The sequence below is a fragment of the Telluria sp. ZT3P25 genome, from assembly GCF_059685895.1.
Genome location: NZ_JCASIJ010000001.1, coordinates 592,962 through 618,835, shown reverse-complemented (window position 1 = coordinate 618,835; position 25,874 = coordinate 592,962). Strand labels below are relative to the sequence as shown.

21 protein-coding genes are annotated in these 25,874 nt (G+C 64.8%); 5 read left to right on the top strand and 16 right to left on the bottom strand.

Annotated elements, in window-relative coordinates; genetic code table 11:
- Positions 1-4 precede the first annotated feature (4 nt).
- From kdpA to waaF, 5 genes are all read right to left on the bottom strand, one after another.
- Entirely contained in the window at positions 5-1,804 is a 1,800-nt protein-coding gene (gene kdpA, locus AC56LY_RS02730) for a potassium-transporting ATPase subunit KdpA (protein ID WP_499576373.1), read from the bottom strand.
- Complete coding sequence (locus tag AC56LY_RS02725) at positions 1,804-1,893, bottom strand: potassium-transporting ATPase subunit F (RefSeq protein WP_183549701.1); 90 nt, start codon at positions 1,891-1,893, stop codon at positions 1,804-1,806. The genes kdpA and AC56LY_RS02725 overlap by 1 nt, the downstream gene beginning before the upstream one ends.
- 131 nt (positions 1,894-2,024) lie before the next feature.
- A complete protein-coding gene (locus AC56LY_RS02720; RefSeq protein WP_499576371.1) occupies positions 2,025-2,825 on the bottom strand; it encodes a TorF family putative porin in 801 nt (266 codons plus the stop codon).
- Between the two features lie 137 nt (positions 2,826-2,962).
- Positions 2,963-3,973 carry an ADP-glyceromanno-heptose 6-epimerase gene (gene rfaD, locus AC56LY_RS02715; RefSeq protein ID WP_499581925.1) on the bottom strand — a complete coding sequence of 337 codons (1,011 nt, stop codon included), beginning with the start codon at positions 3,971-3,973 and terminating at the stop codon, positions 2,963-2,965.
- 34 nt (positions 3,974-4,007) lie between these two features.
- Entirely contained in the window at positions 4,008-5,030 is a 1,023-nt protein-coding gene (waaF, locus tag AC56LY_RS02710; protein ID WP_499576370.1) for a lipopolysaccharide heptosyltransferase II, read from the bottom strand.
- Positions 5,031-5,178: 148 nt separating this feature from the next.
- Here waaF and AC56LY_RS02705 point away from each other — a divergent pair, with 148 nt between their 5' ends.
- The 3 genes from AC56LY_RS02705 (at position 5,179) to AC56LY_RS02695 (ending at position 9,405) form a co-directional block, all read left to right on the top strand.
- On the top strand, positions 5,179-5,580 hold the full coding sequence (locus AC56LY_RS02705; protein ID WP_499576368.1) for a DUF2946 domain-containing protein: 402 nt from the start codon (positions 5,179-5,181) through the stop codon (positions 5,578-5,580).
- Positions 5,581-5,678: 98 nt separating this feature from the next.
- On the top strand, positions 5,679-7,826 hold the full coding sequence (locus AC56LY_RS02700; RefSeq protein ID WP_499576367.1) for a TonB-dependent receptor: 2,148 nt from the start codon (positions 5,679-5,681) through the stop codon (positions 7,824-7,826).
- Positions 7,827-7,839: 13 nt separating this feature from the next.
- Positions 7,840-9,405: a PepSY domain-containing protein gene (locus AC56LY_RS02695; protein ID WP_499576364.1), complete on the top strand. Its 1,566-nt coding sequence runs from the start codon at positions 7,840-7,842 to the stop codon at positions 9,403-9,405.
- Here AC56LY_RS02695 and AC56LY_RS02690 read toward each other — a convergent pair.
- The 11 genes from AC56LY_RS02690 to AC56LY_RS02640 all read right to left on the bottom strand — a co-directional run bounded on the left by AC56LY_RS02690 (position 9,341) and on the right by AC56LY_RS02640 (position 24,419).
- The gene (locus AC56LY_RS02690; protein ID WP_499576363.1) at positions 9,341-10,135 is read right to left on the bottom strand and encodes a fatty acid desaturase; all 795 of its coding nucleotides are present in this window, start codon (positions 10,133-10,135) and stop codon (positions 9,341-9,343) included. The two genes, AC56LY_RS02695 and AC56LY_RS02690, sit on opposite strands and share 65 nt — an antisense overlap.
- Positions 10,136-10,285: 150 nt before the next feature.
- Complete coding sequence (locus AC56LY_RS02685) at positions 10,286-11,599, bottom strand: VWA domain-containing protein (RefSeq protein ID WP_499576361.1); 1,314 nt, start codon at positions 11,597-11,599, stop codon at positions 10,286-10,288.
- 39 nt (positions 11,600-11,638) lie between these two features.
- Positions 11,639-13,198 (bottom strand): TerC family protein, encoded by a 1,560-nt coding sequence (locus tag AC56LY_RS02680; RefSeq protein WP_499576359.1) that lies wholly within the window; start codon positions 13,196-13,198, stop codon positions 11,639-11,641.
- Between the two features lie 102 nt (positions 13,199-13,300).
- Complete coding sequence (locus tag AC56LY_RS02675) at positions 13,301-14,122, bottom strand: sterol desaturase family protein (protein ID WP_499576357.1); 822 nt, start codon at positions 14,120-14,122, stop codon at positions 13,301-13,303.
- 54 nt (positions 14,123-14,176) lie between these two features.
- The gene (locus tag AC56LY_RS02670; protein ID WP_499576355.1) at positions 14,177-14,920 is read right to left on the bottom strand and encodes a PEPxxWA-CTERM sorting domain-containing protein; all 744 of its coding nucleotides are present in this window, start codon (positions 14,918-14,920) and stop codon (positions 14,177-14,179) included.
- A gap of 246 nt (positions 14,921-15,166) precedes the next feature.
- The gene (locus tag AC56LY_RS02665; RefSeq protein WP_499576353.1) at positions 15,167-16,567 is read right to left on the bottom strand and encodes a phophatidylserine decarboxylase associated domain-containing protein; all 1,401 of its coding nucleotides are present in this window, start codon (positions 16,565-16,567) and stop codon (positions 15,167-15,169) included.
- Between the two features lie 55 nt (positions 16,568-16,622).
- Positions 16,623-17,690: an FAD-dependent monooxygenase gene (locus AC56LY_RS02660; RefSeq protein ID WP_499576351.1), complete on the bottom strand. Its 1,068-nt coding sequence runs from the start codon at positions 17,688-17,690 to the stop codon at positions 16,623-16,625.
- Positions 17,687-21,472 carry a LodA/GoxA family CTQ-dependent oxidase gene (locus AC56LY_RS02655; protein WP_499576348.1) on the bottom strand — a complete coding sequence of 1,262 codons (3,786 nt, stop codon included), beginning with the start codon at positions 21,470-21,472 and terminating at the stop codon, positions 17,687-17,689. The genes AC56LY_RS02660 and AC56LY_RS02655 overlap by 4 nt, the downstream gene beginning before the upstream one ends.
- 11 nt (positions 21,473-21,483) lie before the next feature.
- A complete protein-coding gene (locus AC56LY_RS02650) occupies positions 21,484-22,911 on the bottom strand; it encodes a C69 family dipeptidase (protein ID WP_499576345.1) in 1,428 nt (475 codons plus the stop codon).
- Between the two features lie 87 nt (positions 22,912-22,998).
- Positions 22,999-23,391 carry an agmatine deiminase family protein gene (locus tag AC56LY_RS02645; protein WP_499576342.1) on the bottom strand — a complete coding sequence of 131 codons (393 nt, stop codon included), beginning with the start codon at positions 23,389-23,391 and terminating at the stop codon, positions 22,999-23,001.
- On the bottom strand, positions 23,388-24,419 hold the full coding sequence (locus tag AC56LY_RS02640; RefSeq protein WP_499576340.1) for a hypothetical protein: 1,032 nt from the start codon (positions 24,417-24,419) through the stop codon (positions 23,388-23,390). Before AC56LY_RS02640 ends, AC56LY_RS02645 begins: the two co-directional genes overlap by 4 nt.
- Before the next feature lie 366 nt (positions 24,420-24,785).
- Between AC56LY_RS02640 and AC56LY_RS02635 the strand changes: the two genes are divergently transcribed.
- Both AC56LY_RS02635 and AC56LY_RS02630 read left to right on the top strand, forming a co-directional pair.
- Positions 24,786-24,962: a DUF3606 domain-containing protein gene (locus tag AC56LY_RS02635; RefSeq protein WP_482897739.1), complete on the top strand. Its 177-nt coding sequence runs from the start codon at positions 24,786-24,788 to the stop codon at positions 24,960-24,962.
- Positions 24,962-25,825, top strand: a complete 864-nt coding sequence (locus AC56LY_RS02630) for an oxidoreductase (RefSeq protein WP_499576337.1) — start codon at positions 24,962-24,964, stop codon at positions 25,823-25,825. The genes AC56LY_RS02635 and AC56LY_RS02630 overlap by 1 nt, the downstream gene beginning before the upstream one ends.
- Positions 25,826-25,874: the final 49 nt, after the last annotated feature.

Here is a 25,874-nt window from a genome sequence, read left to right as displayed (position 1 = left end):
ATTGTCATTCTCCGAACAATTGCAGGTGTTCGACCACGGGACCGAGCGCCAGGGCCGGGACGTAGTTGAGGACACCGACCAGCACGACGATCGCGGCCAGCATGGCGACGAACATCAGGCCATGGGTGGGCAAGGTGCCGGGTGTGGCGGGCAGGCGCTGGCGACCGGCCAGGGATCCGGCAATGGCCAGCACCGGCACGATCACGGCGAAGCGGCCAAACCACATGGCCACGGCAAGCAGCGTGTTATAGAACGGCGTATTGGCCGACAAGCCCGCAAACGCGCTGCCATTGTTGTTGGCGGCGGACGTCAGCGCATACAGGATTTCGGAGAAGCCGTGCGCGCCCGGATTGGCCACGCCGGCCGCGCCAAGGCCCGTGGTGACGGCCAGTGCGGTGCCCAGCAGGACCAGGCATGGCGTGACCAGAATGACGACGGCGACCATCTTCATCTCGAACGCGCCGATCTTCTTGCCCAGGTATTCCGGCGTGCGGCCGATCATCAGGCCGGCGATGAACACCGTCAGGATCGCGAACACCAGCATGCCGTACAGGCCCGAGCCCACACCGCCGAAGATCACTTCACCGAACTGCATCATCACCATCGGCACCATGCCGCCCAGTGGCGTGAACGAATCGTGCATGGCGTTGACTGCGCCGCACGATGCGGCCGTGGTCACCACCGCGAACAGGCTCGATGCGGCGATGCCGAAGCGGGTCTCCTTGCCTTCCATATTGCCGCCCGACTGCAGGCTGCTTGCCGCCTGGTCGATGCCCAGTGGCGTGAGCAGCGGATTGGCTTGCTGCTCGGCGGCGAAGGCGCCGATGGCCGCGATCACGAAGATCAGCGTCATCGTGCCCAGCACGGCCCAACCCTGGCGGGTGTCGCCCACCATGCGGCCGAAGGCGAAGCACAGCGCGGCCGGGATCAGGAAGATGGCGATCATCTGCGCGAAGTTCGACAGCGCGGTCGGGTTTTCAAACGGATGCGCCGAGTTGGCGTTGAAGTAGCCACCGCCGTTCGTGCCCAGCATCTTGATGGCTTCCTGCGACGCGACGGGGCCCATCGGAATGACCTGCGTCTCGGCGCGCGTCTCGACTGCCGCCTGGCCATCGCTGGCCGGCTGCGTGTAGGTGACCGGCTCGATCATCTGCGCTTCGGCGTGCGGGGACAGGCTCTGTACCACGCCCTGCCCCGCCAGAAACACGGCAAGGATCACGGACAGCGGCAGCAGCACGTACAGCGTCGAGCGCGTAACGTCGACCCAGAAATTGCCGATCGCGCCGGCCGAACGGGCCGCAAAGCCGCGGATCAGCGCGAACGCGACGGCGATGCCGGTGGCGGCCGAAAAGAAGTTCTGGCCGGCCAGGCCGACCATCTGGGTCAGGATGCTCATCGTCTGCTCGCCGCTGTAGCCTTGCCAGTTGGTGTTGGCAACGAAGCTGACGGCGGTGTTGAAGCTCGAATCGGGGCTCACACCCGCCATGCCTTCGGGATTGAGTGGAAGCCAGCCCTGCAGGCGCTGCAGGCCGTAGACAAACACCACGCCGACGGCATTGAAGGCGATCAGCGCCAGCGCATAGGCTTTCCAGGTCTGTGCAGTGCCGGCGGCGGGACCCGCAGCGCGCAGCAGCGCGCGTTCGATGCCGCCGACCCAGCCCAGGCCAGGCACGGCGCCCGGTTGGATGTCGGCGGCGCCGATGCGCGCCAGCAGTGCGCCCAGCGGCCAGGCCAGCGCCAGCAGCACGACGAGAAACAGCGCCAGCAGCGGCAGGAACTGCGTCATCAGTTCATTGGTGGCCATCACATGTCCTCCGGTTTGAACAGGGCGATCAGGAGATAGACCAGGAGCGCGCAGGCGGCCAGGCCGCCGATCGCATAAGAGAGATTCATTGCTTGGCTCCGAGAAGTCCGCAACCGCTCACCAGCAGGCAAGTCAGGCGGACGAAGACGAGGAGCGCGCCGATATAGATGAGATCCATGGACGTTCGCTTTCAGCGTGGTTGTTATTCTGGTGGCGCGGTTTAGAACGTGCGGCTCAGGGTCAGCTGCAGCGTGTCGCGGCCGGTGAACTTGCCATTTTTCGGCGAGGCGTACGCGCTCTTGTCGGCATTGGTGCCGACATACGCGACGGCCACCGTGGCCAGCGCGAAGCTGCGCGAGGCGCCGATCTTCCAGTCGGTGTAATCGGCTGCCGGGTTGTGGTCCACACGCTGGCGGCCGGCGTGCAGCAGCACCGTGACGCCATGGCCGGCGTCGAGATTGGCGCCGATGTCGAGGTAGCCGCTCCCCTCGCTGTCGACGAAGCCGAACAGGTTGGTGATGGCGTGCGAATACTTGATGTAGGCCGGGCCGTAACCCAGTTGCGCATACGCCTCGGTGGTATTGGCATTGACGAAGCCGGCGACCTGGCCCAGGCCATTGTCCGGATACAGGTAGCGCAGCACGCCGACGTCATACGTCAGACCCGAGGACAGGCCGACCGCGATCTCGCCGCGCTTGCCGGCGTACAGATCGATCTCGACGTCGCCGTCGCCCCCGGCGTCCTTGGCGAACTTGACGGTCGATGCCCACGCGCCGACATACCAGCCAGTGGCGTGGACGTAATCAAGACCGCCCTGCAGCGCCGGTTGCAGGCGCGTCTGTGAAATGCCGCGGTAGCGGTAATCCGACGTGATGGCGGCGTTGAAGGTGACGGGGGATGCGGCTGCGGAAGGTTCGGCCAGCGCGACGGTGTCGGTAGCCTGGGCCTGGGCCGCGCCACTGATGGCCAGCATGGCGGCTGCCGCCAGGGCGGCGCGCCGCGCTTGAATCGATGCGTTCATGGTGTCTGCTCGTGGTTGTGTTGGAACCCATGCGGCGCACGATAGCGCCGCATGGAACACGAGCAGGTTAGCGATTCAGGCGTAAAAACCGGGTATAAAGCTTGGCCCCCGGTGTATACGTAATGTAAACGTGGTCCTTAACGCACCGGCTGCGCGCGCAACCAGTCCATGTACTTGGCCACGCCGGTGGCCGCGTCGGTGAACGGTTCGTTGTAGCCGGCTGCGCGCAACGCCGAGATGTCGGCCTGCGTAAAGCTCTGGTACTTGCCCTTCAATTTGTCCGGGAACGGCAGGTACTCGAGCAGGCCCTGCTCAACGATCTCCTGCAGCGTCAAGGCCGGCTTGCCTTCGTTGGCAAGCGCGTTGGCGGTGGCCACCGCCAGGTCGTTGAACGGCTGCGCGCGGCCGGTGCCCAGGTTGAAGATGCCGCGCTGTTCGGGATGGTCCAGGAAGAACAGGTTGACCTTGACGACGTCGTCGATGTAGACGAAGTCGCGCATCTGCGCGCCGGCTTCATAGCCGTCGTTGGCGCCGAACAGCCGCACCTTGCCGTCCTTCAGGAACTGGTGGTACTGGTGGAACGGCACCGACGCCATCGTGCCCTTGTGCCCTTCGAGCGGGCCATAGACATTGAAGTAACGCAGGCCGACGACCTGGCTGCCCGCATCCTTGCCCTTGGTGGCCCAGTAGCGGCGCAGGTACTGGTCGAACAGGAATTTCGAGTAGCCATACACGTTCAGTGGCCGCTCGAGCGGCCGCTCTTCGCGAAACACGGTGCCGGCGCCATACACGGCGGCCGACGACGCGTAGATGAACGGGATGTCCTGGCGCTGGCAGAATTCGAACAACGCGACCGTGTAGTCGTAGTTATTCTTCATCATGTAACGGCCATCGGTCTCCATCGTGTTCGAGCACGCGCCCTGGTGCAGCACGGCCGTGAACTTGTTGTCGAACTCCCCGGCCTTCAGGCGCACCAGGAAATCTTCCTTGTCGGCGTAGTCCGCGATCTCGGCGTCGACGATGTTATGAAATTTTTCGGGCCGCGACATATTGTCGACGGCGAACACGCTGAACGGCTGGCGCGCTGACAGCGCATGCACGAGGTTCGCGCCAATAAAACCTGCGGCGCCGGTAACCAGAATCATGATGGGGTCCTCTGTTAAATCGTTTGGCTTGTCCGCATCACGCGGCGGCAAGCATGGATTGCAAGGGCTGCCAGACAGCCTGCGGCAGGATCTGCTTCATGCAGTGCTGGTGGCCCAGCGGGCATTCGCGCTGCTGGCAGGGCGAGCATTCGAGGTGCAGCCACAGGATCTGCGCCAGTTGCGACAGCGGTGGCGTGTGGCGCGGATCGGTCGGGCCATAAATGGCCACCACGGGCCGCCCCAGCGCCGCTCCGATGTGCATCAGGCCCGAGTCGTTCGTGACCACGGCGGCAGCGCGCGAGATCAGCGCAATGGCTTCGGCCAGCGACGTCGAACCGGCCAGGTTGTGCGCCTGCGGCGCAATCGCCGTGATCTCGTCGCAGACCGCGCGGTCTTTCGGTGAGCCGAGCAGCAGGATCTGCACATCCGGGCGATGGGCCAGGATCGTTTGCGCCAGCTCAGCGAAGTACGCGGACGGCCAGCGCTTGGCCGGGCCAAATTCGGCGCCCGGTGCAAACACGACGTGCGCACCCCCGGGTAGCTGCAGGCGCGCGAGCGCGGCCTGTGCTTCTGCTGGCGCCACGGTCATCACCGGTTCGGGCAGGCGCTCGGGCCGCGCCAGGTCGCGCACTGGCGCGTCGGCCAGCGCCTGGTAGAACTGGGCCATCGGGCGCGGCGCGGCCTTGTCGTCGTGGTGCATGACATTGACCAGGCCATAGCGCATCTCGCCCTTGTAGCCCACGCGGCGCGGGATGCCGGCCAGCCAGGGGATCAGCGCGAACTTGAGCGTGTTGGGCAAGACGTACGAGTCGGCGTAGCCGCGCGCCCTGAGTATCTTCGCAAATGCCTTGCGCTCTTTCCACTGCAGCGCGCCATGCTTGAACGGCGACTCGAGCACCGTGTCGACTTCGCGCATCGCGCGCCAGACCGGGGCCACCCAGGTAGGCGCCACGACATCGATCGGCCGATCGGGATGGCGCTCCTTCAACCGGCGCAGCAAGGGCTGGGCCATGACGGCGTCGCCGATCCAGTTGGGGGAAATGACAAGGGTGCGCGGCATCGTGTTGGTCGTCGTTAGCGGGGATGATAGGCCGCGATTATAACAATCGCGGGCGCTATCGTTCGTGACCCGGTCGCGGGCCGCCCGCCGAGATGGACAAATTGACCACCCGTGCGCCGCGGCGCGCTGCCCCGACTATAATTTTCATATGCACAGGCTCCGCACAACCCGCGCGCTGTATGGCTGGACCGTCCTCGTGGCGTTCCTGTTCGGCCTGTTCACGCCCGTGCTGTCGCATGCGATGGCCCTGGCCACCGCCCAGCCGCCCAATGCCTATCTCTCCGAGATTTGCAGCGCCAGCGGCACCCGCCACGTCCTGGTCGTGGACGACGCGGGCCAGACGACAGCGCCGCCGGTGCCCGACATGTCGCACTGTGACCTGTGCTGCTCGCACCAGCATGTCGCCATCGCACCGCCGCCCTACGCCGGCGCGCTGCAGGTGGTCAGCCTGGAGCGCGATCCCTACCCGCCCCTGTTCTACCACGCCCCACGCCCGAAATTTGCCTGGACGCCTGCGCAATCGCGCGGGCCGCCTGTCGCCATTTCCTGATCCGTCCTCACCCTTGATTCCGGTGCTTCATCCCCATGCAGCACCGGTGGACCATGCGCGACGCGCCATCGCTGTACGTCGCGCGCACAGGAAATGCAATGACCCCATGTCTTCACGCCAGGCCGCGCACGATCGCGCTTGCTCTTGGCTTTACCTTCGTCGTCCCGTGGCAGGTGCACGCCCAGACCATCCCCACCGTCGAAATCACGGCTGACGCACCGCGCGCGGGCAGCCTGCTCGACCTCGACACGCCGCTCGATACCGCCAGCCGCCTTGGCTTGAGCGCACGCGAAACCCCGGCCACCGTCACGGTTGTCGACCGCGCACTGATCGACGTGCGCGGCGCCCAGGACACGCAGGAAATCCTGCGCGCGATCCCCGGCGTGACCGCCCACAATGCGCCGGGCAATATCGGCGTGAGCTACCGGGGCTTTGGCAGCGGCTCGATCAGCCAGCTGTTCAACGGCATCAACGTCCAGTATGCGATCGCCGCACGCCCTGTCGACAGCTGGATCATCGACCGGGTCGAAGCCATTGGCGGGCCATCGAGCTTTCTGTTCGGCTCGGGCGCCGTGGGCGGTTCGATCAACTACATCACCAAACTGGCCGAGGCGCGCGAATTTTCAGAAGCCCAGGCGCGGCTTGGCGCGCATGGCTTGAAAGAAGCATCGGTCGGCCTGAATCGCCAGCTGAGCGATGGCCATTACGCGCGCATTGACATCAACCACCGCGACACCGGCAGCCCGATCGACGGCGTCGACAGCCGCTCCACCCAGCTGGCCGCGTCCCTGCTGTCGCAGTTCGGGCGCGGCGTGACGCACACGCTGGCCTATGAATTCCAGCAGGAGGACGTGGACCGGCCGTACTGGGGCACGCCGCTGGCCAACCCGATTGCCGGCCAGGCGCGCATTCTCGAGGCCACGCGCTTCAAGAACTACAACAGCGCCGATGGCGTCTACGATCAACGGGTGCACTGGCTGCGCTCGATCGGCAAGTGGCAGGTGAGCGACGCGCTGCAGCTCACGAACACGCTGTATCTGTACGATGCGCTGCGCGACTACCGCAACGTCGAGACCTACCGCTTCAACCCGTCCAATACAGCCGTGATCCGCTCGGCCGCCCTGCTCCAGCGCCACGACCAGCGCATGGTCGGCGATCGCCTCGACGGCGTTTATAAAAGCCGCATCGGCGCGCGCCGCAGCGACTGGGCGTTTGGCCTGGACGTCAGCGTCAACAAGCAGACGCGCTTCCCGAACAGCCTGCCTGCCACGGTCAGCACGGTCGACCCGTACGACTTCGTCACCGAACTGTTCTTCGCGGTGCCGGGCATGACGCCAGGCTTCAGGCCCGACCGCGATAACAAGGTCACGACAACGGCCGTGTATATCGAGAACCGCACGGCGCTGGTGCCGGACTTGAACCTGGTGACAGCGCTGCGCCACGAGCGTATCGAACTCGATCTGACGAATCGCCGCGAGGTGACGAGCGCCAGCCCGGCCAGCTTCGCGCGCAGCTACACGCCGACGACGGGCCGCCTTGGCCTGGTGTGGGACGTCACGCCCAACATGAACCTGTATGCGCAGTACGCGACGGCAGCCGATCCACCGTCCGGCGTGCTGTCGACCGCGTCGTTCGCGGACGTGCGCACCAACAGCGAACTGACCACCGGGCGCCAGTTCGAGGTGGGCAGCAAGCTGGGATTCTGGGACGGCAAGGGCACGGCGACGCTGGCCGCGTACCACATCACGCGCAAGAACATCGCGACGCAGGACCCGAACAACAGCGCCCTGACCCTGCTGGTGGGCGAGCAGACATCGCAAGGCGTTGAACTGGCCGTCGGCCTGCAGCCGACGCGCCGCCTGGGCCTGCAGGGCAACGTCACCTATGTGGATGCCGAGTACCAGAACTACCGCCAGGGCAATGTGTCGCTGGCCGGGAAGACGCCGGTCAACACGCCGGCGACCGTGGCCAACCTGTGGCTGTCGTACGCCATCACGCCGGCGCTGCAGACGAATATCGGCGTGCGCCGGGTCGGCAAGGTGTATGCAGATGCGGCCAACACGCTGTACTGGCCGGATTACACGTTCGTCGACCTGGGTCTCTCCTACCAAGTGACCCGCGACGTCACGCTGGTCGGGCGCGTGCGCAATCTGACCGACCGGATCTACGCGGCCAACGTGAACAGCACGATGGCGTACCTGGGCGCGGCGCGCACGGCGGACGTGTCGCTGCGCGTGGCGTTCTGACGGGGAGTCTCGCATGAAGGCACAACTCAAGCGCTGGCTGTTCCTGACCCACCGCTGGCTGGGCATCGGTGGCTGCGTGCTGTTTGCGATGTGGTTCGCATCGGGCATCGTCATGATGTATGTCGGTTACCCGAAGCTGACCGATGCCGAACGGCTGGCGCATCTGCCGGCGCTGTCGCAGAACGCCCCGCTGCTGGCACCAAACGTGGCGCTGGCCAGGGCCGGTGTCTCCAAGCCGCTGGACGGGTTGCGCCTGGCGCTGTCCAGTGGCGGGCGCGCCGTGTATATGGCGACACCGATTGCCAGCAGCAAGCGCGGTGCCATCGTCATCGACGCCATCAGCGGCGCGCGCGTGGAAACGGTGAACGCAGCCCATGCACTGGCCAGTGCTTCCGCCTGGGCCGGCCCCGGCGTGAACGTGCATTACCAGGACGTCATCGACGAAGATGCCTTCACCCATTCGCGCGGGCTCGATGCGCAGCGCCCGCTGCACCGGGTCGAGGTGATTGATGCCGATCGCACGCTGCTGTACGTGTCCGGGAAAAGCGGCGAAGTCGTGCGCGATGCAACGCGCAGCGAACAGCTGTGGAATTACGCCGGCGCCTGGATCCACTGGCTGTATCCGTTTCGCGGCAATGTGTTCCAGCCTTACTGGACCAATATCGTCAATTACCTGGCAATCGCCGGCATCGCTGCTGCGCTGTCGGGCACCGTGGCCGGCATCCTGCGCTGGCGTTTTCACGCGCCATACCGCAGCGGCGCGCGCACGCCCTACCCGACTGCGATGATGCGTTGGCACCACGTGACGGGCCTGTTGTTTGCACTGGTGACGATCGCGTGGATCTTCAGCGGCCTGATGTCGATGAATCCGTGGCACATCTTCGACACCGGCGCGCCGAAGTTGCACATGGAAGCGCTGCAGGGCGGGCCATTGACGCTGACGGGCCAGGACGCCGCCCCGCCAGCACTGCTGGCCGCGAGCACGGGCGCCGTGCGCGAGTTGCGCTGGGTGCGCGTGCTGGGCCAGAACCGCGTGCTGGCCTACCGCGCGGGCGGCGCGCCGCAGGTGCTGGACAGCCACGCCGCGCGCCCGCTGACGCTCGATCCAGCAGCGCTGCAGGCTGCGGCCGCGCATCTGGTGGATGCACCCGTCGCGCGGATCGAGCAACTGAGTGAGTACGACCTGTATTACTACGCACGCGATGCGCACACGATGATGGGCGGCGCCGACAAGCCGTTACCTGTTCTGCGCATCGTATTCAACGATCCGCACGCGACCTGGGTGCATCTCGACCCGCATACGGGGGCGGTGCTGGGCCACATCGACAGCGGCAAGCGCACCAGCCGCTGGCTGTTTGCGATGCTGCATTCGTGGGACTGGCTGCCGCTGCTCGAGCGGCGCCCGTTATGGGACATCGTGCTGGTCGTGCTGAGCCTCGGTGGTTTGCTGCTCAGCGTGACGGGCGTGGTGATCGGGTGGCGCCGGCTTGGCAGGAAGCTGCGCCCGACTGGCGTCAACCCGCCGCGTGCCGCCGCGCCTGCGCCGCATCCGGTGCCGGCAGCCGGTCGACATGGTTGATCGTCACAAGGCGCACGAACGAGAGGACGCGGATAACGAGCCAGCCCGCATCGAACTCCCACCACTTCATCGACAGCTTGGCCGAGGCCGGGTTGGCGTGGTGGTTGTTGTGCAGTTCGGCGCCGCCGAAGATGATCCCGATCGGGAAGAAGTTGCGTGACCCTTCCTTGGTCTGGAAGTTACGGTAGCCCACCACGTGGAAGATCCCGTTGATGAAGCCCGAGGCCCAGAATGGCAGGATCGAAAACTGGAACAGCCAGATCAAAAAGCCGTTCGTCATGCCAAACACCAGCATCTCGAGCGCCAGGAACAGGAACGCGCCGCGAAAGCGGTGCTTCGTGTACAGGTGCGCGTCCATCCAGTCTTCCTTGATGCCCACGCCGTAGGCCTTGATCAGGTCCGCATTGCGCGCGGCCTTCCGGTACAGCAGCGTGCCCTTGGTCAGGATGGTCCACAGGCCGTGGATGTGCGGGCTGTGCGGATCGTCGACCGTGTCGCACTTGGCGTGGTGCTTGCGGTGCACCGCCACCCAGGCCTTGGCGGTCACGCCGTAGGTCGTCAGCCAGATCCACAGGCGAAACAGGTGGCACAGCAGCGGGTGAAACGTGATCGCGCGGTGGCTGCGCGAACGGTGCAGATACAGTTCGCTGGCAAACACGGTCATGATGTACGACGCGGCCATGGTGAGCGCGACGCCCGTTGGGGTGAGCTGGATGAATCCTTCGAACACGTTGTTTCTCCCTGTTGTACATGATCTGTGGACGTAACAACGTCCTGACGATGCGACAAGAGTAACGTGCGACTACTGGTTTCTAATGGTTGAGCAGAGCGGTATTTCGGGGCCTGTTTTACATGACCAATGCGCCCCTTCCACCGCGCGTCAGCCGATCATCCCAAGCGCCCTGACCTGCTTCACCCACTGCGGGTATTCGTTCATCAACAGGTCGTACAGCGCGGCGTCGGGGTGCTCGTCGGGCGAGGCCACCGAGAAGAAGTCGGCGTTGTCGACCAGGCGCCCATCGAGCTCGTCGAGCTTTTCCAGAAACGGGAAATCCGAGTCGGCAAAGCTGGCCAGCGCCTTGGCTTTCGACTTGCGGCCTTTGCCAATGCCCATGAACTGCCAGAAGATCGGCTCGCGGCTGGCCCAGCGCAGCTGGCGCTCGGTCAGCGGCTTGTCGGATGTCGAGCCGTCGGTAACGAACATCACGTACACCGGCACGGCAGCCGTGGCGATCGCCTTGCGCTCGCCGCCGCGCGCATCCGGGAAGTAGTGGCGGCGCACGGCTTCGATCGCGGCGCCGTAACGGGTATCGCCTTCGAGCGGGTGGCGCGCGATGATGCCCTTGATGTAGTCGGGCCAGTTCGCCAGGCCCATCGCCTCACCCTGGTGGACGTTGCGGCCAAACAGGAACACGTCGATCTCGCCGTCGTCATCGAAGCGGCAGCCCAGCGCCAGGATGCGCTCGGCGAACTGCTGCACCAAACCCTTGCTGTACAAGGCGCTCATCGAACCGGAGATGTCGAGCACGAGGCAGACCTTGGCACGATGCTGCGCGAGCCCCGCTTTTTCGAGCGACACGGCAGCCGATTTGACCAGATTGACCAGTTGCGGTGCGGCCTGGGCCACGCGCTTTTCGAGGTCGACCGATGCGGCTGGCGCAGCCTGGGGAACCTCGTCCGCCACCGCGCCGCCAAAGTGACGCACCAGCGCATCCAGCCCGCCATTGAAGCCCTGCCCCACCGCCATGAAACGCCAGCCGCCGTCCTTGCGATACAGCTCGCCCAGCATGACGGCGCGCTCGCCGGCAAAGTCGCTGCCGCTGAACGTGAAGCGCGCGAACTCGCCTTGCGGGCCAACCAGGCGCAGGTAGCCGGTCTGCAGTTGCGCCATCGTCGCTGCGCCATCGGTACTGGCGACGATGCTCACGCGCTCGACCCAGCCAGGTAGCCGCGCGAGCTGAAAACTGAAGCCCGCAGCATCCTGGCCGGCGGCATCCAGCGCCACGCCGCCGCACGGCGTCGCGCTCTGGTTGAAGAAGGTCATATAGCGCTCATCCGCCAGCTTGCCGGCGGCATCCAGCGCGAAGCACGCGACATCGAGCACCAGGCCCTGGGCCGACACGCCCGCCTGCAGCATGCCGTCTGGCGCTACGGTGGACAGGGGCAGGCGCTGGCCCCGGGAGAGTACTTGCATGGTGGCGTCCCTATCGTAAAACAGTCGTTCAACTTGTCGTCAAAGCGGATCGGCAATGCGCGTGACCAGCACCGAGGCGATACGGCGCTCCAGCACCTCTTCGACTTCCATGCGCAAGCCGTCGATCTCGATGCCGTCGCCCACCAGCGGCAAGGTGCCGAAGCGCTCGAGCATCAGCCCGGCCAGCGACGTGTAGTCGTCGGTGTCGCCCACCAGCGCATCCACCTCGAGCACCTGTTCCAGGTAGTGCAGGTCGGCCGTGCCATCCACGCGCCAGCGCCCGCCGCCCAGGTCCTGCACCACGGGCTGCTCGTCTTCGTCCGGGAATTCGCCGGCGATGGCTTCGAGGATGTCGATCGGCGTGACCAGGCCCTGGAGGGTGCCGTATTCGTCGGCGATGAGAACCAGCTGGCCGTGCGAGCGCTTGAGGCGGTCCATCACCTTGAGCACGCCGCTGGCGTCGGGCACGATGATCGGCACGCGGATATGGTTCGCATCGATCGCGCCCGACAACGCCAGGTCGGCGATCAGGTCCTTGGCGCGCGCGACGCCGATCACTTCATCGAGCTCGCCCCGGCACACCGGGAAGAAGCCGTGCGGCGTGGCCAGAAGCTGGGCGCGGATCGTGTCGGCATCGTCCTCGATATTGATCCACGAGATGTCCGAGCGGTTGGTCATGATCGAGCGCACCGACCGCTGCGACAGGCTCAGGACCCCGCTAACCATATTGCGCTCTTCGAGCTCGAAGGTCGGCTCATCGGGCTTTTGCTTCTGCTGCTTGTTCGTCACCGGGTCCGGCTCGTCGCCCGGCTCGATCCCGCGCGTGCTGCCCAGCAGGCGCAGCACCGCATCGGCCGTGCGGTCGCGCAGCGGGATGTGCGCATCCTGCTTGACGAAGTTACGGCGCGCCAGCTGGTTCAGCAGCTCGATCACGACCGAGAAGCCGATCGCCGCGTACAGGTAACCCTTGGGAATATGGAAGCCCAGGCCTTCGGCGATCAGCGACAGGCCGATCATCAGAAGGAAACTCAGGCACAGCACGACGACGGTCGGATGCGCGTTGACGAAGCGCGTGAGCGGCTTGGAGGCGAACAGCATGACGCCCATCGAGATCACGACGGCGGCCATCATGACGCCCAGCTCGTCGACCATGCCGACGGCCGTGATCACGGCGTCGAGCGAGAACACGGCATCGAGCACGATGATCTGCGCGACGACGGCGGCAAAGCTGGCGTAGGCGCGCTTGCCGGTTGCGACATGCAGCTTGCCTTCGACGCGCTCGTGCAGCTCCATCGTAGCCTTGGCCAACAGGAAGAAGCCGCCCACCAGCAAAATCAGGTCGCGCCCGGAGAACGTCAGCGGGCCGAGGACAATCAGGGGCGCGGTGAGTTTGACGAGCCAGGCGATGACGGTGAGCAGGCCAAGGCGCATGATCATGGCGAGCGACAGGCCGACAAGGCGGGCTTTGTCACGCTGGTGCGGGGGGAGTTTGTCCGCCAGGATGGCGATGAAGATCAGGTTGTCGATGCCAAGGACGATCTCGAGCACGACAAGGGTGAACAAGCCGACCCAGATATTTGGGTCAAAAAGCCATTCCATTAGGTGTGTTTGGTAGTGATTGGCCCGTCATTGTACGCGATCACGCTGTCAATCAACCAGATTCGGGGGCCGCCGTTGTATCGGAGTCGCCCTTCAAAATAACTATTCGGACGCCGTTCTGGCTGGCGGCGCCGGCAGCAGCGGCTCGATCAACTGGCGGCTCAAAGTGAGCGCGAGCGGCGTGTCCGTCCCTACTTCGGCCGGCCAGTGGCGCGGCAGGTAATGGCTGCCGAACAGGCGGTCCAGGAACGGCAGCGTGGACGCGTAGTTGCGGTTGATGTGTTCTTGCCGGCTGTGGTGCCAGTGATGAAAGGCCGGCGTCGTGACGAACCATTCGAGCGGGCCGAAGCGCCAGCGCAGGTTGGCGTGGATGAAGAAGCCCCACAGCGTGCCGAGCACGATCAGTGCGGCAGGCGCGGCGCTGCCGACCGCCGTCGGGCTGGCCAGGCCCAGCAGATACAGCGGCGCGATGCCGAACAGGCGCGTGATGACCATGTCGACGGGATGGCTGCGGGTGTTGGCCAAAAAATGCATGCGCTCCGTGCTGTGGTGCAGTGCGTGGAAACGCCACAGCCACGGCAGCTCATGGCTGAGCCGGTGGCCCCAGTAGAAACCGGTCTCGGCGACCACAAAGGCCAGCACCATGCGCACCGCGAGCGGCAAGCCGGCAACCGTGGCAGTCAACGCATCCGGCACCAGCCAGGCAGCCAGCGCGGCCAGCAGCGCCATCGGCGCGCTCAGCAGCACGATCGGCACCAGGCTGCTGAGGAAGTAATACGCGAGGTTGTGCCGCAGCTCGCCGTTCGGGCCGTCGTGGCGCACGCCGAACCAGCGCTCCAGCGGCACGAACAGCGCCGTGAGCAGGATCAGCCAGACGCACAGGCGCAGTGCGGTGGCGGCGAATTCGGCGGGCGAAAAATGCATGGTGATCTACAGGCGGGTAGCGACAGACTTGCCTTGCGCCACCCGCCCGTATTTTCAGACCTGCGCGTTGCGGCGACGGCGTGCCATGAAGCCGATCAGGCCCAGGCCGCCAAGCAGCAGGGTCCAGGTGGCTGGCTCGGGCACTTCGGCATTCAGCGCGACGTTATCGAGCAGCAGGAATGGCGGTGCGCCAGGCGCAGTGCCGCGGGCCAGGAACGACAGCATTTCGCTTGCGCTGGTGGCCGTGAAAGCCATCGTGGCCGACTTCCAGCCGCTGAAACCGTCATCTGGAATGCTCAGCTTGGTGCTGTTCTGGGTGACCTTGCCGAAGCCGACCTGCCAGTAATTGTCGTAGTTCGCGCCAGTGAAGCCCGATTGCTGCGCCAGTGCGAAGTCAAAGCTCAGCAGGTACGACGTGCCGATCGTCAGGCCGTTGATCAGCTGGGACAATTGGCCCGGGTAGTACTGCGAGTCGGACGCGAAGAAATTGCCGCCGGTTGGCGAGGCGGTGAAATCGTTCCTGGCGCCTTCCAGTCGCAGCGCCGACGTGGTCGTCGTGGCGGTGGCGCCATCGAGGACGAAGTTGTAGCCCCCCGAGCCGCTGCTACCTTCCTTGCTGGTCCAGCCCGTCAGCGTGGTGCCCTTGGCGTCGACGGTCGTGCCGTTGATTTTCTTGTTGCCACCGTTCGAGGTCAGCTCGAAATTGCCGTTCTGCACCAGGATCGGGCCGGCCTGGGCGATGCCCGCGCTGAACGTGATGAAGGTAGACAGGACCAGCAGGACGGACTTGATGCGCATGCGACGGAACTCCGGGAATGAAGGCGAATGGTGGACGGCTCGGGGTGAGTTGGCGTCGGTAACGCCAGTAGCCCAGCTAGTTGATATTGATCAATACTTATTGCACTGTAAATATTATAGCAGAATCATTCTTTATGGAAATTTGACGAATGCATTACGCAGTAAAAAACAACAGACGGGGCGGAGCAACGCACGGATCGCGTGACATTCACCGGCACGCGTGCCCCGTCTGAAGCAGAGGCAGGATTACGAACGGGAGGCGGGTCTTACCACGGCAAGTTCGGCGTTGACCCGGACGTTCGCAGCATTGATGCCGCTTGGCTCGTAGGACGTGAAGACAAGATTCACGCCCGGACGGAAGATCAGGCAATGGGTGGATCCGCCAAAATGGAACATGCCAAGCTCGTCGCCCTTCTCGACATGCTGACCCGGTTGCACGGAGATGTCGCAGCTCGAGACTTCCGCCATCCCGACCGGCATCACGCACATCAGCCCGATATCCGGATTGTCTGCCTCGATGAAGATCAGCGCGCGCGTGGCGACGGCTGTCAGGAACGCCTGCGAATTATTGGGCGCGACTTGATCGGCCCCGTTCGGATCGAAGAAGCCTTGCTGCAGATTCTCGAGGTAATAAGCCCCGTTGACCACATAGGCTTTCTTGATGGTGCCGCTGACCGGGCTGTGCCAGCGGTGATAGCTCAGTGCACTGAGAAATGCCTGGTACACCGTCGCGCCGTCGCCACCCGCGAATTGTGGCGTGTACTCATCCCAGTTGAGCATGTTTTCCAGCGAGTAGCGCTGGTCCTTGAGCCAGAACGCGTCGGACAGCGCCACGTTGTGGGTGATGGCGAGCGGACCTGATTCGCAAGCATTCACGATGATGCTGTCATCGCCAATGCCGCTGACGGGACGCACGCCGTCGCGGAATTTGCGGGTAAAAAAGTCGTCCCACGAGCGGAACCCATACCAGGGGTCGGCCGGATTGCAGTTGAAGACCTGTGCGAACGTGGCATCCGTGGTGATGGGGTTAGGTGCCGGCCCGAACGCCGTCTGGGCAGCGTTCACCATCTCCGCCTGCACGATAGGGTTCAGCCACGCGAGCGCATCGCTCGCGGGATCATCCTGCGTCAGCACGTAGCGCGACGCCTCGGTGCCCAGGAAGACCGACCAGTACTGCAGAATTTTCTTGAATTGCTGGTTGATGAGCGCGTTCGAGAACACGTCATACCCGAACGACGTGCCCATCGGCCAGTCGAGCAAGGCATTGATGGGAAAGCCAATCAGCCCGGCGGCCCCCTGCGTCCCATTCGTTTCGCTCTGATAAGCCTCCGGGGCGGTGCACATGATCGCATTGAGCAGCGCCAGGAAATCCTCGAAGTTCAGGGGCTCCGGCTGCCAGCCGAGCGGCGTACTGCTCTCGAGGAAGTGCGCTTCGGCGAACATGCCCTGTACATTCGCGTACAGAACAGGATCGCCATACACCATCTGCCGGAATACCGCGATGGGCTCGACCAGTGGTTGTGGCGATGCCCTGACTTTCAGCCTGAGCTTTTGTATCCAGAGAGCCGTATGCTGGGGGTTGTGGGGGAGCCAGCCACCGAGACGGGCATCGCTGACTTTACTGATCGTGCGAACTGGTTTGGTCATGACCTGCTCCTTCATTCAATGGAGAAAAGTTGCTGCCGTGTGTGCATGCATCGGTTCAGAACGTGCCCCCAAGCGCGGTGCGCGCGTGGCGACGCTGCCAGAACGGCGAATCCGGCCAGCGCCGTTCCAGTCCGTAGAAATAATTTCGATTGGTCAGGTACTCCGTGAAACGGGACTGGACCGCGTGCTGGTAGCTGGCGTCCAGATCGCTTCCCGTCGCGAGCGCCGCAGCAATGGCGTGCGCCGCGGCGATGCCATCGGCCAGCGCCTTGTAGATGCCCTGGGCAGAGAGCGGATCGAAGCACGACGCGGCGTCGCCCACCGCGAGCCAGTGCGCGCCGCAAACGCGGTCGAGCAAAAAGCTGGGGACCACCCGCGCCACCAGGCTCGTGGCGACGAAGCGCGCGCCGCCCAGACAGGATGCAATCTGGCGTGTCGAGAATGCGGCGCGCAGCCACGCGCTCTCGCGGGCCAGGCTGGCGTCGCGGATGGTCTCGGCATCGCCGGCAAACGCGACGGCCATGCGGCGGCCCGGAATCGCTGCCGCGTACCACCAGCCATCGCGCACGGCCTCGAGGAATGTCAGGCGCGAATGCGCCGCAGCGGGAGGCAGGTCGAAAAAGCCATACACAAAGGTCAGGCGATCGAGCGCAATCTGGCGGGCGCCCGCGCGCCGCGCGAGGACCGACGAACGGCCGGTGGCATCGACGACAAAGCGCGGCTGGCTGGCGGGAGCGCCCGCCTCTTCTGCCAGCAGCGTCACGCCCGCGTGTTCGGCCTGGCGGCACAGGAACGCATCGAAGCGCCCGCGATCGAGGTGCCAGCCGCTTCCCTGCGGATTGAGCAGATAGTCGTTGTAGCCCGGGGTTGCGCCGCCCCAGGTCGAGCAACTGCCCAGGCAGGGTTCATGGCCCTGCTCGAGGAACGCTTGCCACAGGCCAAGGCGATCCAGCAAGCCCCTTGCATCGGGCGGGATCGATTCACCGATCGCCCCCTGCCCGGCGAATGGGTCACGCCGCCCCATCAGGTGCACGCCGTCGACACCGGCGCGCGCCAGCGCCAGTGCGCACGCCGCGCCCGCCGGGCCGCTGCCGTGGATGACGACTTGCGCCGCGCCGGTCAATGCACGTTCCCCATGCCATGGATGTGCCCGGTCGGATGCTGCGCACGCCTGGCGCGCGGGGTACCGAGCCGCAGCGTGAATGGCTTGTTACCGGGCACAGGAGAACCAGCACGGATCCAGAGTTCGACCACATCGCGGCACGAGCCCGTGTTGGGCGCCACGGCAGGCTGGCCAAACGCGGCGCCCATCGGCCCCGTGGGCGCGATCAGCTCCATCAGGAAACGGCTGTTGGCAGGGTCGCCAGGTTTCACGAGCGCGTTCACGGGCGAGGCCAGCGCCGTCAACAGCACGGGCGTGGACTGCCTGAACCACCAGTCGATGCTGTGGACGACGCCATGCTCGTCCGCCATCCAGTTGACCGCGTGGCCGGCAATGCCTTGCTGCACGGGCCGCAGCTGGTCGATGACAGCGGCCATTGCCCGGGTGGGTGATACCGCAGGCACTGGCGCGGGGGCGGGCTGGCCGAGCGCATTCGTGTAGTCCTGCCAGAGCTGGATCTCGCTGTCGGTGAAGACGCGGAACATCGGCCCTGTTTCAAAGCTCATCAGCTGCAGCATGCGGCTGTTGGCCCATTGCCCCGGGATCAGGTAACCGTGCTCGACCAGCGCATCGAGGAAGACCGGCGGATTGGAGAACCAGTCATCGATCCGGCTGGGACCGACCATGTGGTTCTGGTGATTCCTGCTGCCGAAGTCGGCCTTGTTCTCGATCATCGAGAGCATCTGCGCGCGCAGGTCGACCGGCGTCGTGACCAGGTTGAGCAGGTCATTGCCAAACGTGCCGATCGTCGAGAACGCGACGAACCCGTTCCAGATGCGCCGCCATGCCGCCTGCACCGCCGTGTCGCCGCCGGATGCACGCTGGTTCTGGAGGTACAGCATGATCGCGTCGCGCGCCCGCTGCCCGTGGCCGTTGACCGCGTTGTCGATGCCGATGTGCATGATGTAGAAATGCGGATCGAGCCCCGTGTAGAGCATCGAGTCGCGTGTCTGCTTCAACTGCACGACTTCCCATTCCAGCATCAGCGTCATGCCGAGCAATTCAGGCAAGTAGCACTGCGTGAACTCGGAAATGGCGAGCTGGAACGCCGGTACAGTGAACGCGCTGTCGAGAAACTGCGGGTCGAACGCGAATTCGCGCGAGTCGATCGGCTGCGGGTAATAGCCAATCGAGTGGCAGAGGTCGCGGTAGATATTGCAGTGGTTCATCGAGACGACGCCGTCGCCACGCTCGTCCATCGACACCGAGTACAGCAGGGACATCACGTCGTCCATCGGCCCGACGCCGCCGATATTGCGCAGCCAGGCGCCGTCGATCAGGTTGAATGGCGCCCACTGGATCGTGTAGGTGCACATCTGGTCGTAAGTCGTGAACTGCCCATCCTGCGCCGGATCGAAGTCCGCGGCTTCGTCAACCAGTTGCTGGTAAATCCGCTCGAGCCGGTCAGTGAATGCCTGTTCGGTGTAGCGGAAGAAAGCGCGGTCTTCGGGCGAGGCGGGATTGTTCGAGAAATCCTGCGCCCATTTGAGCCAGGCATCGACATAGATGCGCGCACTGTCGCGCACCTCCGGATACGTGTCGACATTCTGCAGCTTGAAATACAGGTCGCGTGGGTCGAGGCCGCTCGTCGGATCTTCATTCACGCTGGTGGCAGTATTGGGGAACGGCGCCACGCGCTGGCGGTCGGTGTCGACCAGCTGGCTCTGCACTTCCAGGTACCAGCTGGCCGGCAGGGCGGCAGGCAGCGCCCCTTTCCCGTCTGCCCGTGGCTCACGGTCCGCAGGCGCCGGTACCTGCGTCGCCTGCATGACGATGCCGATGCGGCTCCAGTTCATCAGCATGTCACGGGGTACCTGGTAGCGGCCCCAGTTCTCGGCATAGGCAGATTGCGTGCCCTGCCCCCGCACCGACCAGCGCTGCTGGCCCAGTTGCCAGAATTCGTTCCAGGTCGACGTGTCCGCATCTGGCGATGCGTCCGGCGCATCATCCGAACCCCAGAGCACGTCGCCGTCGGTGTAGACCGCCACGGGCCGCTGGGCCGGCCAGGACCAGAACAGCGTGCGGTTGCCCGCCGGGTTGGGCGATGGCAGATGCGTGGCGCAGCTGTTGTAGTCGGTATGCCATGGCAACGCCATGAATTTTCCAAGGTCCCCCGGTTCCAGGCCATCCGCCTCGGCATGGCGCGGCACGTAACCTGCGGTCAGCAAGGGCACGCCCGCCGGACGCGTGCCGGCATACGCGAGCGGCTTGGCGCGCAGCCGGAACGGGCCTGCGACCGACCATGGCAACTGGTAAATGGCGGCTTCGCGCATCACGAAGGTCAGGTCGATGCCGGGGCTGAAACGGCCACCGAGGCAGTTCACGAACGTGGCCTTGTCGAGCAATTCGCCCGGTCCCAGCGCCGGACCCGCGCCCGCCAGGTAGTTGGTCTTGCCGGCATTCCACCGTTCAAGGAAGAAGTACTGCGTCTTGCGCAGGGTCAGGAAGGACTCCCCGGCATCGCCCAGGTGCGCCGGCATCAGGGCGATATTGTCCTGCTGCGTGGGATCGTACGGGCTGCGGAAGATTGCCTTGATGCCCGCCAGAGGTGTGGTGGCGGGATCGTCGGCGGCCGAGATGGCAGACAGGGCCGCATGGGCCGATATCGCCCGCTGGCTCAGGTTGACTACCCATTGCTGCATGGCCGCGCTGGCGAAGATCGGCTGGATCTGGTCGTCGAACGTGGGCCGGTAGCCGGACTGGAAGCCGCCCTTGTCCTCGTCATACATGGCCGGGGCGAGCTTCTGGGTGCGCACCCAGGTGTCGTAGATGTCGTCCCACAGCGAGACGACATTCAGGATCTGCGGCGCAAACGCGGGGTCGGTCGCGGTCACCCAGGCGCCCTGCACCGAAGCGCGACTGCCGTCGTCGAACACGAGGTGCGCCGAGACGGGTCCGTCCCCGGTGTCGTCGAACCACTGGTTGTTGTTGACATCGTCGTCCAGCGTCGGCGCCTGGCCGTCGATATGCCAGCCGGCCGCCTTGCCGTAACCGCCCAGCACGAGCAGCCGGCCCCTGGCGTCGGTCAGCAGTTCGCCGAGCGTGTCGATCGCCCCGCTCGGCGTGTCCATCTGCGCGAACGAATCATCGGGAAACGACTTCGGATACTGCGGCAGCGGGACGATGACGCCCTGGGTGTCGACATGCTGCGCCAGGGTTGGCTTGTCGAACCGCACGGCGGGCGCGTCGGCGCCTGAAATGACACGCGGGCCCGGATCGATCGTCAGCTGGAACACGCGTTTCGGATCGTTCATCAGCCCGATGCGGCGCGCCACGGGGGGTTGCGGCGCATTGGCCTGCTCGAGACTGACATTGCGCATCGGCGGCAGATGGCCATCGCCATAGCTGGCGATACCCTGGCGCCCTGTCTCGGTGAGCACGAAGCAGTTGGCTTTCTTGTTGGCGAGATGGACTGTCCAGAGGATGTCCGTGACGGTTCGCGCGCCCACCTTGCTGCCGATGACGACTTCGACGCCATCGCCACGTGGCCAGGTGGTGTTGTCGTCGTCCGGATAGACAAAGACCCGGAACCTGGCCGCCTGGCGCTTGAGCGCCCCGGCGGCGTCGCGCACATCGGCACTGGTGACGACGTCACTCTCGGTCCCTGCCCGGATCGGCAAGCCGCCGCTGGGGGTGCTGCCGCCAAGCCCCGCGCCCGCCATCGTCTCGGGCGCGATCACGTAGTCGACACTGTTACCGACGCGGGCGATGCCCACGACAGGATGGATGCGGAACTGTTCCATGATGATTCCGATCAATTTGATGAGTTAGGGGGTACGTCAGTGAGGTCGGTCATGAGCCCGTTGCGGATGGCACGGGCCAGCGCCAGCCCCTCGGCGATGGTGCCCGCAGAGCAGGCAAGCGCGATGGCGGCATGCTCCCCCTGCCCCGCGGCATCATCGCCACTCAGCAGGCTGCGCAGGGCGCGTTGCTGCGCGATGAGCTGTGTCTGATACGCCAGCCACAACGACGCCACATGTGCGGTGCGGCCGGCTGCCTGCGCCAGCGTGTACAGCCCGCGATAGGTCCAGTAGGCCGAGTCGGTGCCATAGTGGTCGTCGCCACGCGCGTAGGCTTCCGGTATGTGCTCCAGCCCGCCAACGAACGGCAGGTAGGGCGCGCACAGCGGCGTGCCGACGCACTGCCAGATCAGCGCGCGCAACCCGTCCGGCATCGCGGCATCCAGGACGATCACATGACTTTCCGCCGTCTTGCTCCAGCCAATGGGCCGCTGGCCGATCCCTTCCAGCGCGGTGCCCTCGTAGCCGGCGCGCAGTACCTGCATCAGATCGCCGGGGCCGACCGGGCGGTCCGGCGCCAGGAACAGCGGATACTGCAGCTGGCGTCCCGGCTGCGCGAGCGATGGCGTCAGCAGCAGCTGGGCCAGCCAGATGCGGTCCACGTCGTACGGCTGGCCCAGTTCGCCAAACGCGGCGGCAAAATCGAAACAGTGCGGGTCGGCATTGGCCAGCAGCCAATGGTCGCGCACGAACGCCAGCAAGCCCTCCGAATGGCGCACGTTGGCGGTGTCGTCCAGGTCGACGCCATGCACCCGCAGCGCGTTGGCCACCGCAATGCAGGCGCCGGCCGGCACCCGCACGGCAATCCAGTGATGGCCGCTGCCGATCTCGACGTACCAGGTGTCCGATGGATCGGCCAGGAACAAGCCGTTGGACTCGCTGGCGCCCACCGTCTGCATATACCCGGACAACAAATCGAGCGCATGGGAGGCGGAACGCGCCTGGGGCAGCAGCAAGGTCGGCAAGATACTCTCGGCCAGGCCGGCGCCCTCCCCGGTCGCGGCGTCGCCGACGAAGGGGTCGGCCGCCTGCGCAGCCGGGTTGGTGGTCATCGAATTGGTGGCGGAGATCGCGAAGTCGCAACTGTTGACCCCGCGCTCTTCGAACAGGAAGCGGTTGCCGATGGCCGCGATGGCTTCGCCCGCCGCACTGGCGTCGGGCATGCCGGTGTACGCATAACTGGTGGCCGGCACCGGCACCCGCATGCCGTTGCCCAAGGTCCAGATACCATTGGCCACCGAGTTCGTAAAGGCCAGCCATTCAGGCTGCGCGCGCCTGATCATGGCCTTGTTCCAGTTGGCGCGTTCGCAATCCTCGTTGCGCGCCACTAGCAGACTGCCGTCGCTGCTGGCGTCGCGCCCTACCGCGATACTGGTGCACATGCTGCCCTCCCGGTTACGTCACACATGCGTCAAGACAGCGCGCTGGCAATGCAAAGACGCCAGCGCCGCGATGGGATCACGACGGCCTTATGGTGCGGCCGGCGCCTGCGCCTTGAGCCAGTTGTCGACCACGTCGCGCGGCACGCCGCGGGTGCGGCAGTGCATGGCATCGGTGCCCAGCCACGGGAACGCCGGCTTGCCTGCAATACCGATGACCTGGTAGCCGGGCAGCGCTTCCCTGTAGGTCGTCAACGCCTGCTGATCGAACTGCTCATGGCCAGGGCCGGCCAGCGGCACGTACACACACTGGTTGAGAATCAGGCTGTTGGTATAGGCGGCCGTCGTGGCGCCGTTGTCGGGGCCGGGGATGTACATGTCCTGCACCATCGTGCGATAGACCCGGAAACCGTCATCGGCGAACGATTGCGCGATCCGGTCGAACGCCTGGTTGGTGGCCGCGTCCTGCGACTGTGCGATCAAGACCTGTCGTCGGCCAGGAACTTGCCCCAGCAATCGACGTGGCCGATGTAGGTGCCAGTGGGATCGGACAGCACGTGGTACGACGCGATGCCCATGAAGCGATTGAGCTGCTGCAGGATGTAGTCCAGCCGCCGTTCGAGCACCGCCGGCGAGGGGTTCGTGTTGTCTTCCTCGTCCCTGGTGGGCAGCTCGTTCTGGGTTGCCACCAGATACGACGACGCGATCTTGTTCTGGCCGGTGACCATGTAGTTGCCGCCCACATCGAGCAGGCCGGTGAAGTACCAGTCATGCACGGGCAGCGGCGCCAGCGTGCGCGGGTTCTGCTTCTGGTTGCCCCAGCTGGCCTTGTTCCACGCCCGGATGGGGGCGTTCAGGAAGTCGGAAAAGGCAATCGCGGCATAGTCGTCATTCGGGCGGAAAATGCCGAGGCCAAGATGCGGATCGACACTTTCGGCCCCGTCCACCAGGCCGACGCTGCCACCGCCCAGCGTGGTGTAGGTGTGCTTGGCGATCGCATAGGCGCCGGTGACATTGTTGCGCATCCACCAGGGGCCGAAGTCGCGTGTCCAGAAGGTGTCGGTGTCCCACGGCACCAGGTGCAGATGGGTCGGGTAGTAGCTCAGCTGCAGGCGCCCGGCTTCTGCGGCAAGGCTCGCGTCGATCACCGGCTTCATCGCGACGTCATCGCACAACACGAAAATATGCACCGGATTGCCAGTGTCATTCTGCTGCATCCGAACGATGAGCTCATCCGGTATGCCAAACGCACGCGGCCCTGACGGCGTCAGTTGCGCGCGCGTCGTCGGCGGCGCCTGCACCCCGGGATACGCGATCAGCACGCCACCCATCGGGGCGTACTCGGGAATGGCGCTGACCGGCTGCGGCGTGTCATCACGGTAGATTTGACTGGCCGGCGGCGGTGCAATGCCGACCTGGGACTCGAACGCCATGGCCAGTTGGCGGGGCGTGGGGCGCTTCGGGCGCGTCAACTGCACCAGATGAGAGGACTTCGTCAGATCAAGCGACATTGTGTTCTCCAGGGGTTGGATCAAGCATCGATTTTTCTTACCGCACACCAGCAAAGCAGCGCTGCAGGATTGCATTAATAACACTTTTTAATTTGAAATAAAGACATGCTGACGGCTCACAAGCTCACTGTTTGAGCAAGCTCAACAAAGGCGAAAAAGATTGCCAACCAGACGCAACAGGGCCGCCATCGCATGGCATTTGCGGCAGTTGAACGGATGAAGACATCCGGTGTCGATCACGGTGACGCCGCATTGAATGCCGCGCGAAATGCCGTCATGTCATGGCCAGGTTGTTCTGCGTTCGTGAAGTCACGCACGGACTCGACGCGCCCTGACCGCGCATCCTGAGGTTTTAAGGAGATACCCATGTCAGATAATCTTTCGAACCGAGGCAACCCCGACCGTAACCTGATCAGTCTCACGGAAGCCCACGAGGTCCGCTATTGGACTGAAGCCCTGGGCATCAGTAAAGAAGAGCTGGAGCGCGTGGTTGGCCAGGTGGGCAACAGTGCAGCCAAGGTGCGCGAGCACTTGAACAAGTAATGCCGCGCTTACTCGAGCAAGAGAACACGCCGGTCTGGTTCATTACCGGCTGTTCAACTGGCCTTGGCCGGGCTCTGGCTGAACTGATCGTCCAGCGCGGTTGGCGCGTGGTGGTTACCGCGCGCGACAAGGACGCCATCGCAGACATCGAAAACAGTGCACCGGATCGCGTGCTCGCGCTGTCGCTGGATGTCACGCGCCCTGACGACGTTGCTGCAGCCGTTGCTGCGACGCGCGAACGATTCGAACGCATTGACGTTCTGGTCAACAACGCCGGCTACGGTTACCAAAGCACCGTGGAAGAAGGTGACGACGCGGAAATTCGTGCGCAGTTCGACACGAACGTCTTCGGCCTGTTTGCGATGACGCGGGCGGTCCTTCCGCTGATGCGCGAGCAGCGCAAGGGCAACATCCTCAACATCACTTCGGTCGCTGGCCTCATCGGTTATCCGGGGTCGGGCTACTACGCCGCTTCGAAGCATGCGGTCGAGGGCTGGTCGGACGCGCTGCGCGCCGAAGTGCTTCCGCTGGGGATTGGCGTGACGTGCGTCGAGCCTGGCCCGTTTCGGACGGATTGGGCGGGCCGCTCTCTACGCCAGACGACGAGCCGGATTGCCGATTACGCCGATACGGCGGCAAAGCGCCTGGCCGTCACCAAAGAAACCAGCGGCGGGCAGGCGGGTGACCCGGTCAGGGCCGCGCAGGCCATGGTCACGATTGCGAATGGCGCCGACGCGCCACGCCATCTTGTACTGGGCGCCTGGGGCTTCGATGCGGTTGTTGAGCGCCTTGAGCAACGTGTCCGCGACATCTCGCTGCAACGTGATCTGAGTCTGTCTGCCGACTTTAATGACGGGGCATGACCCTTTTTACTGACGAGCAGTTTTCTCATGTCTCGTTTTGGAGAATTTA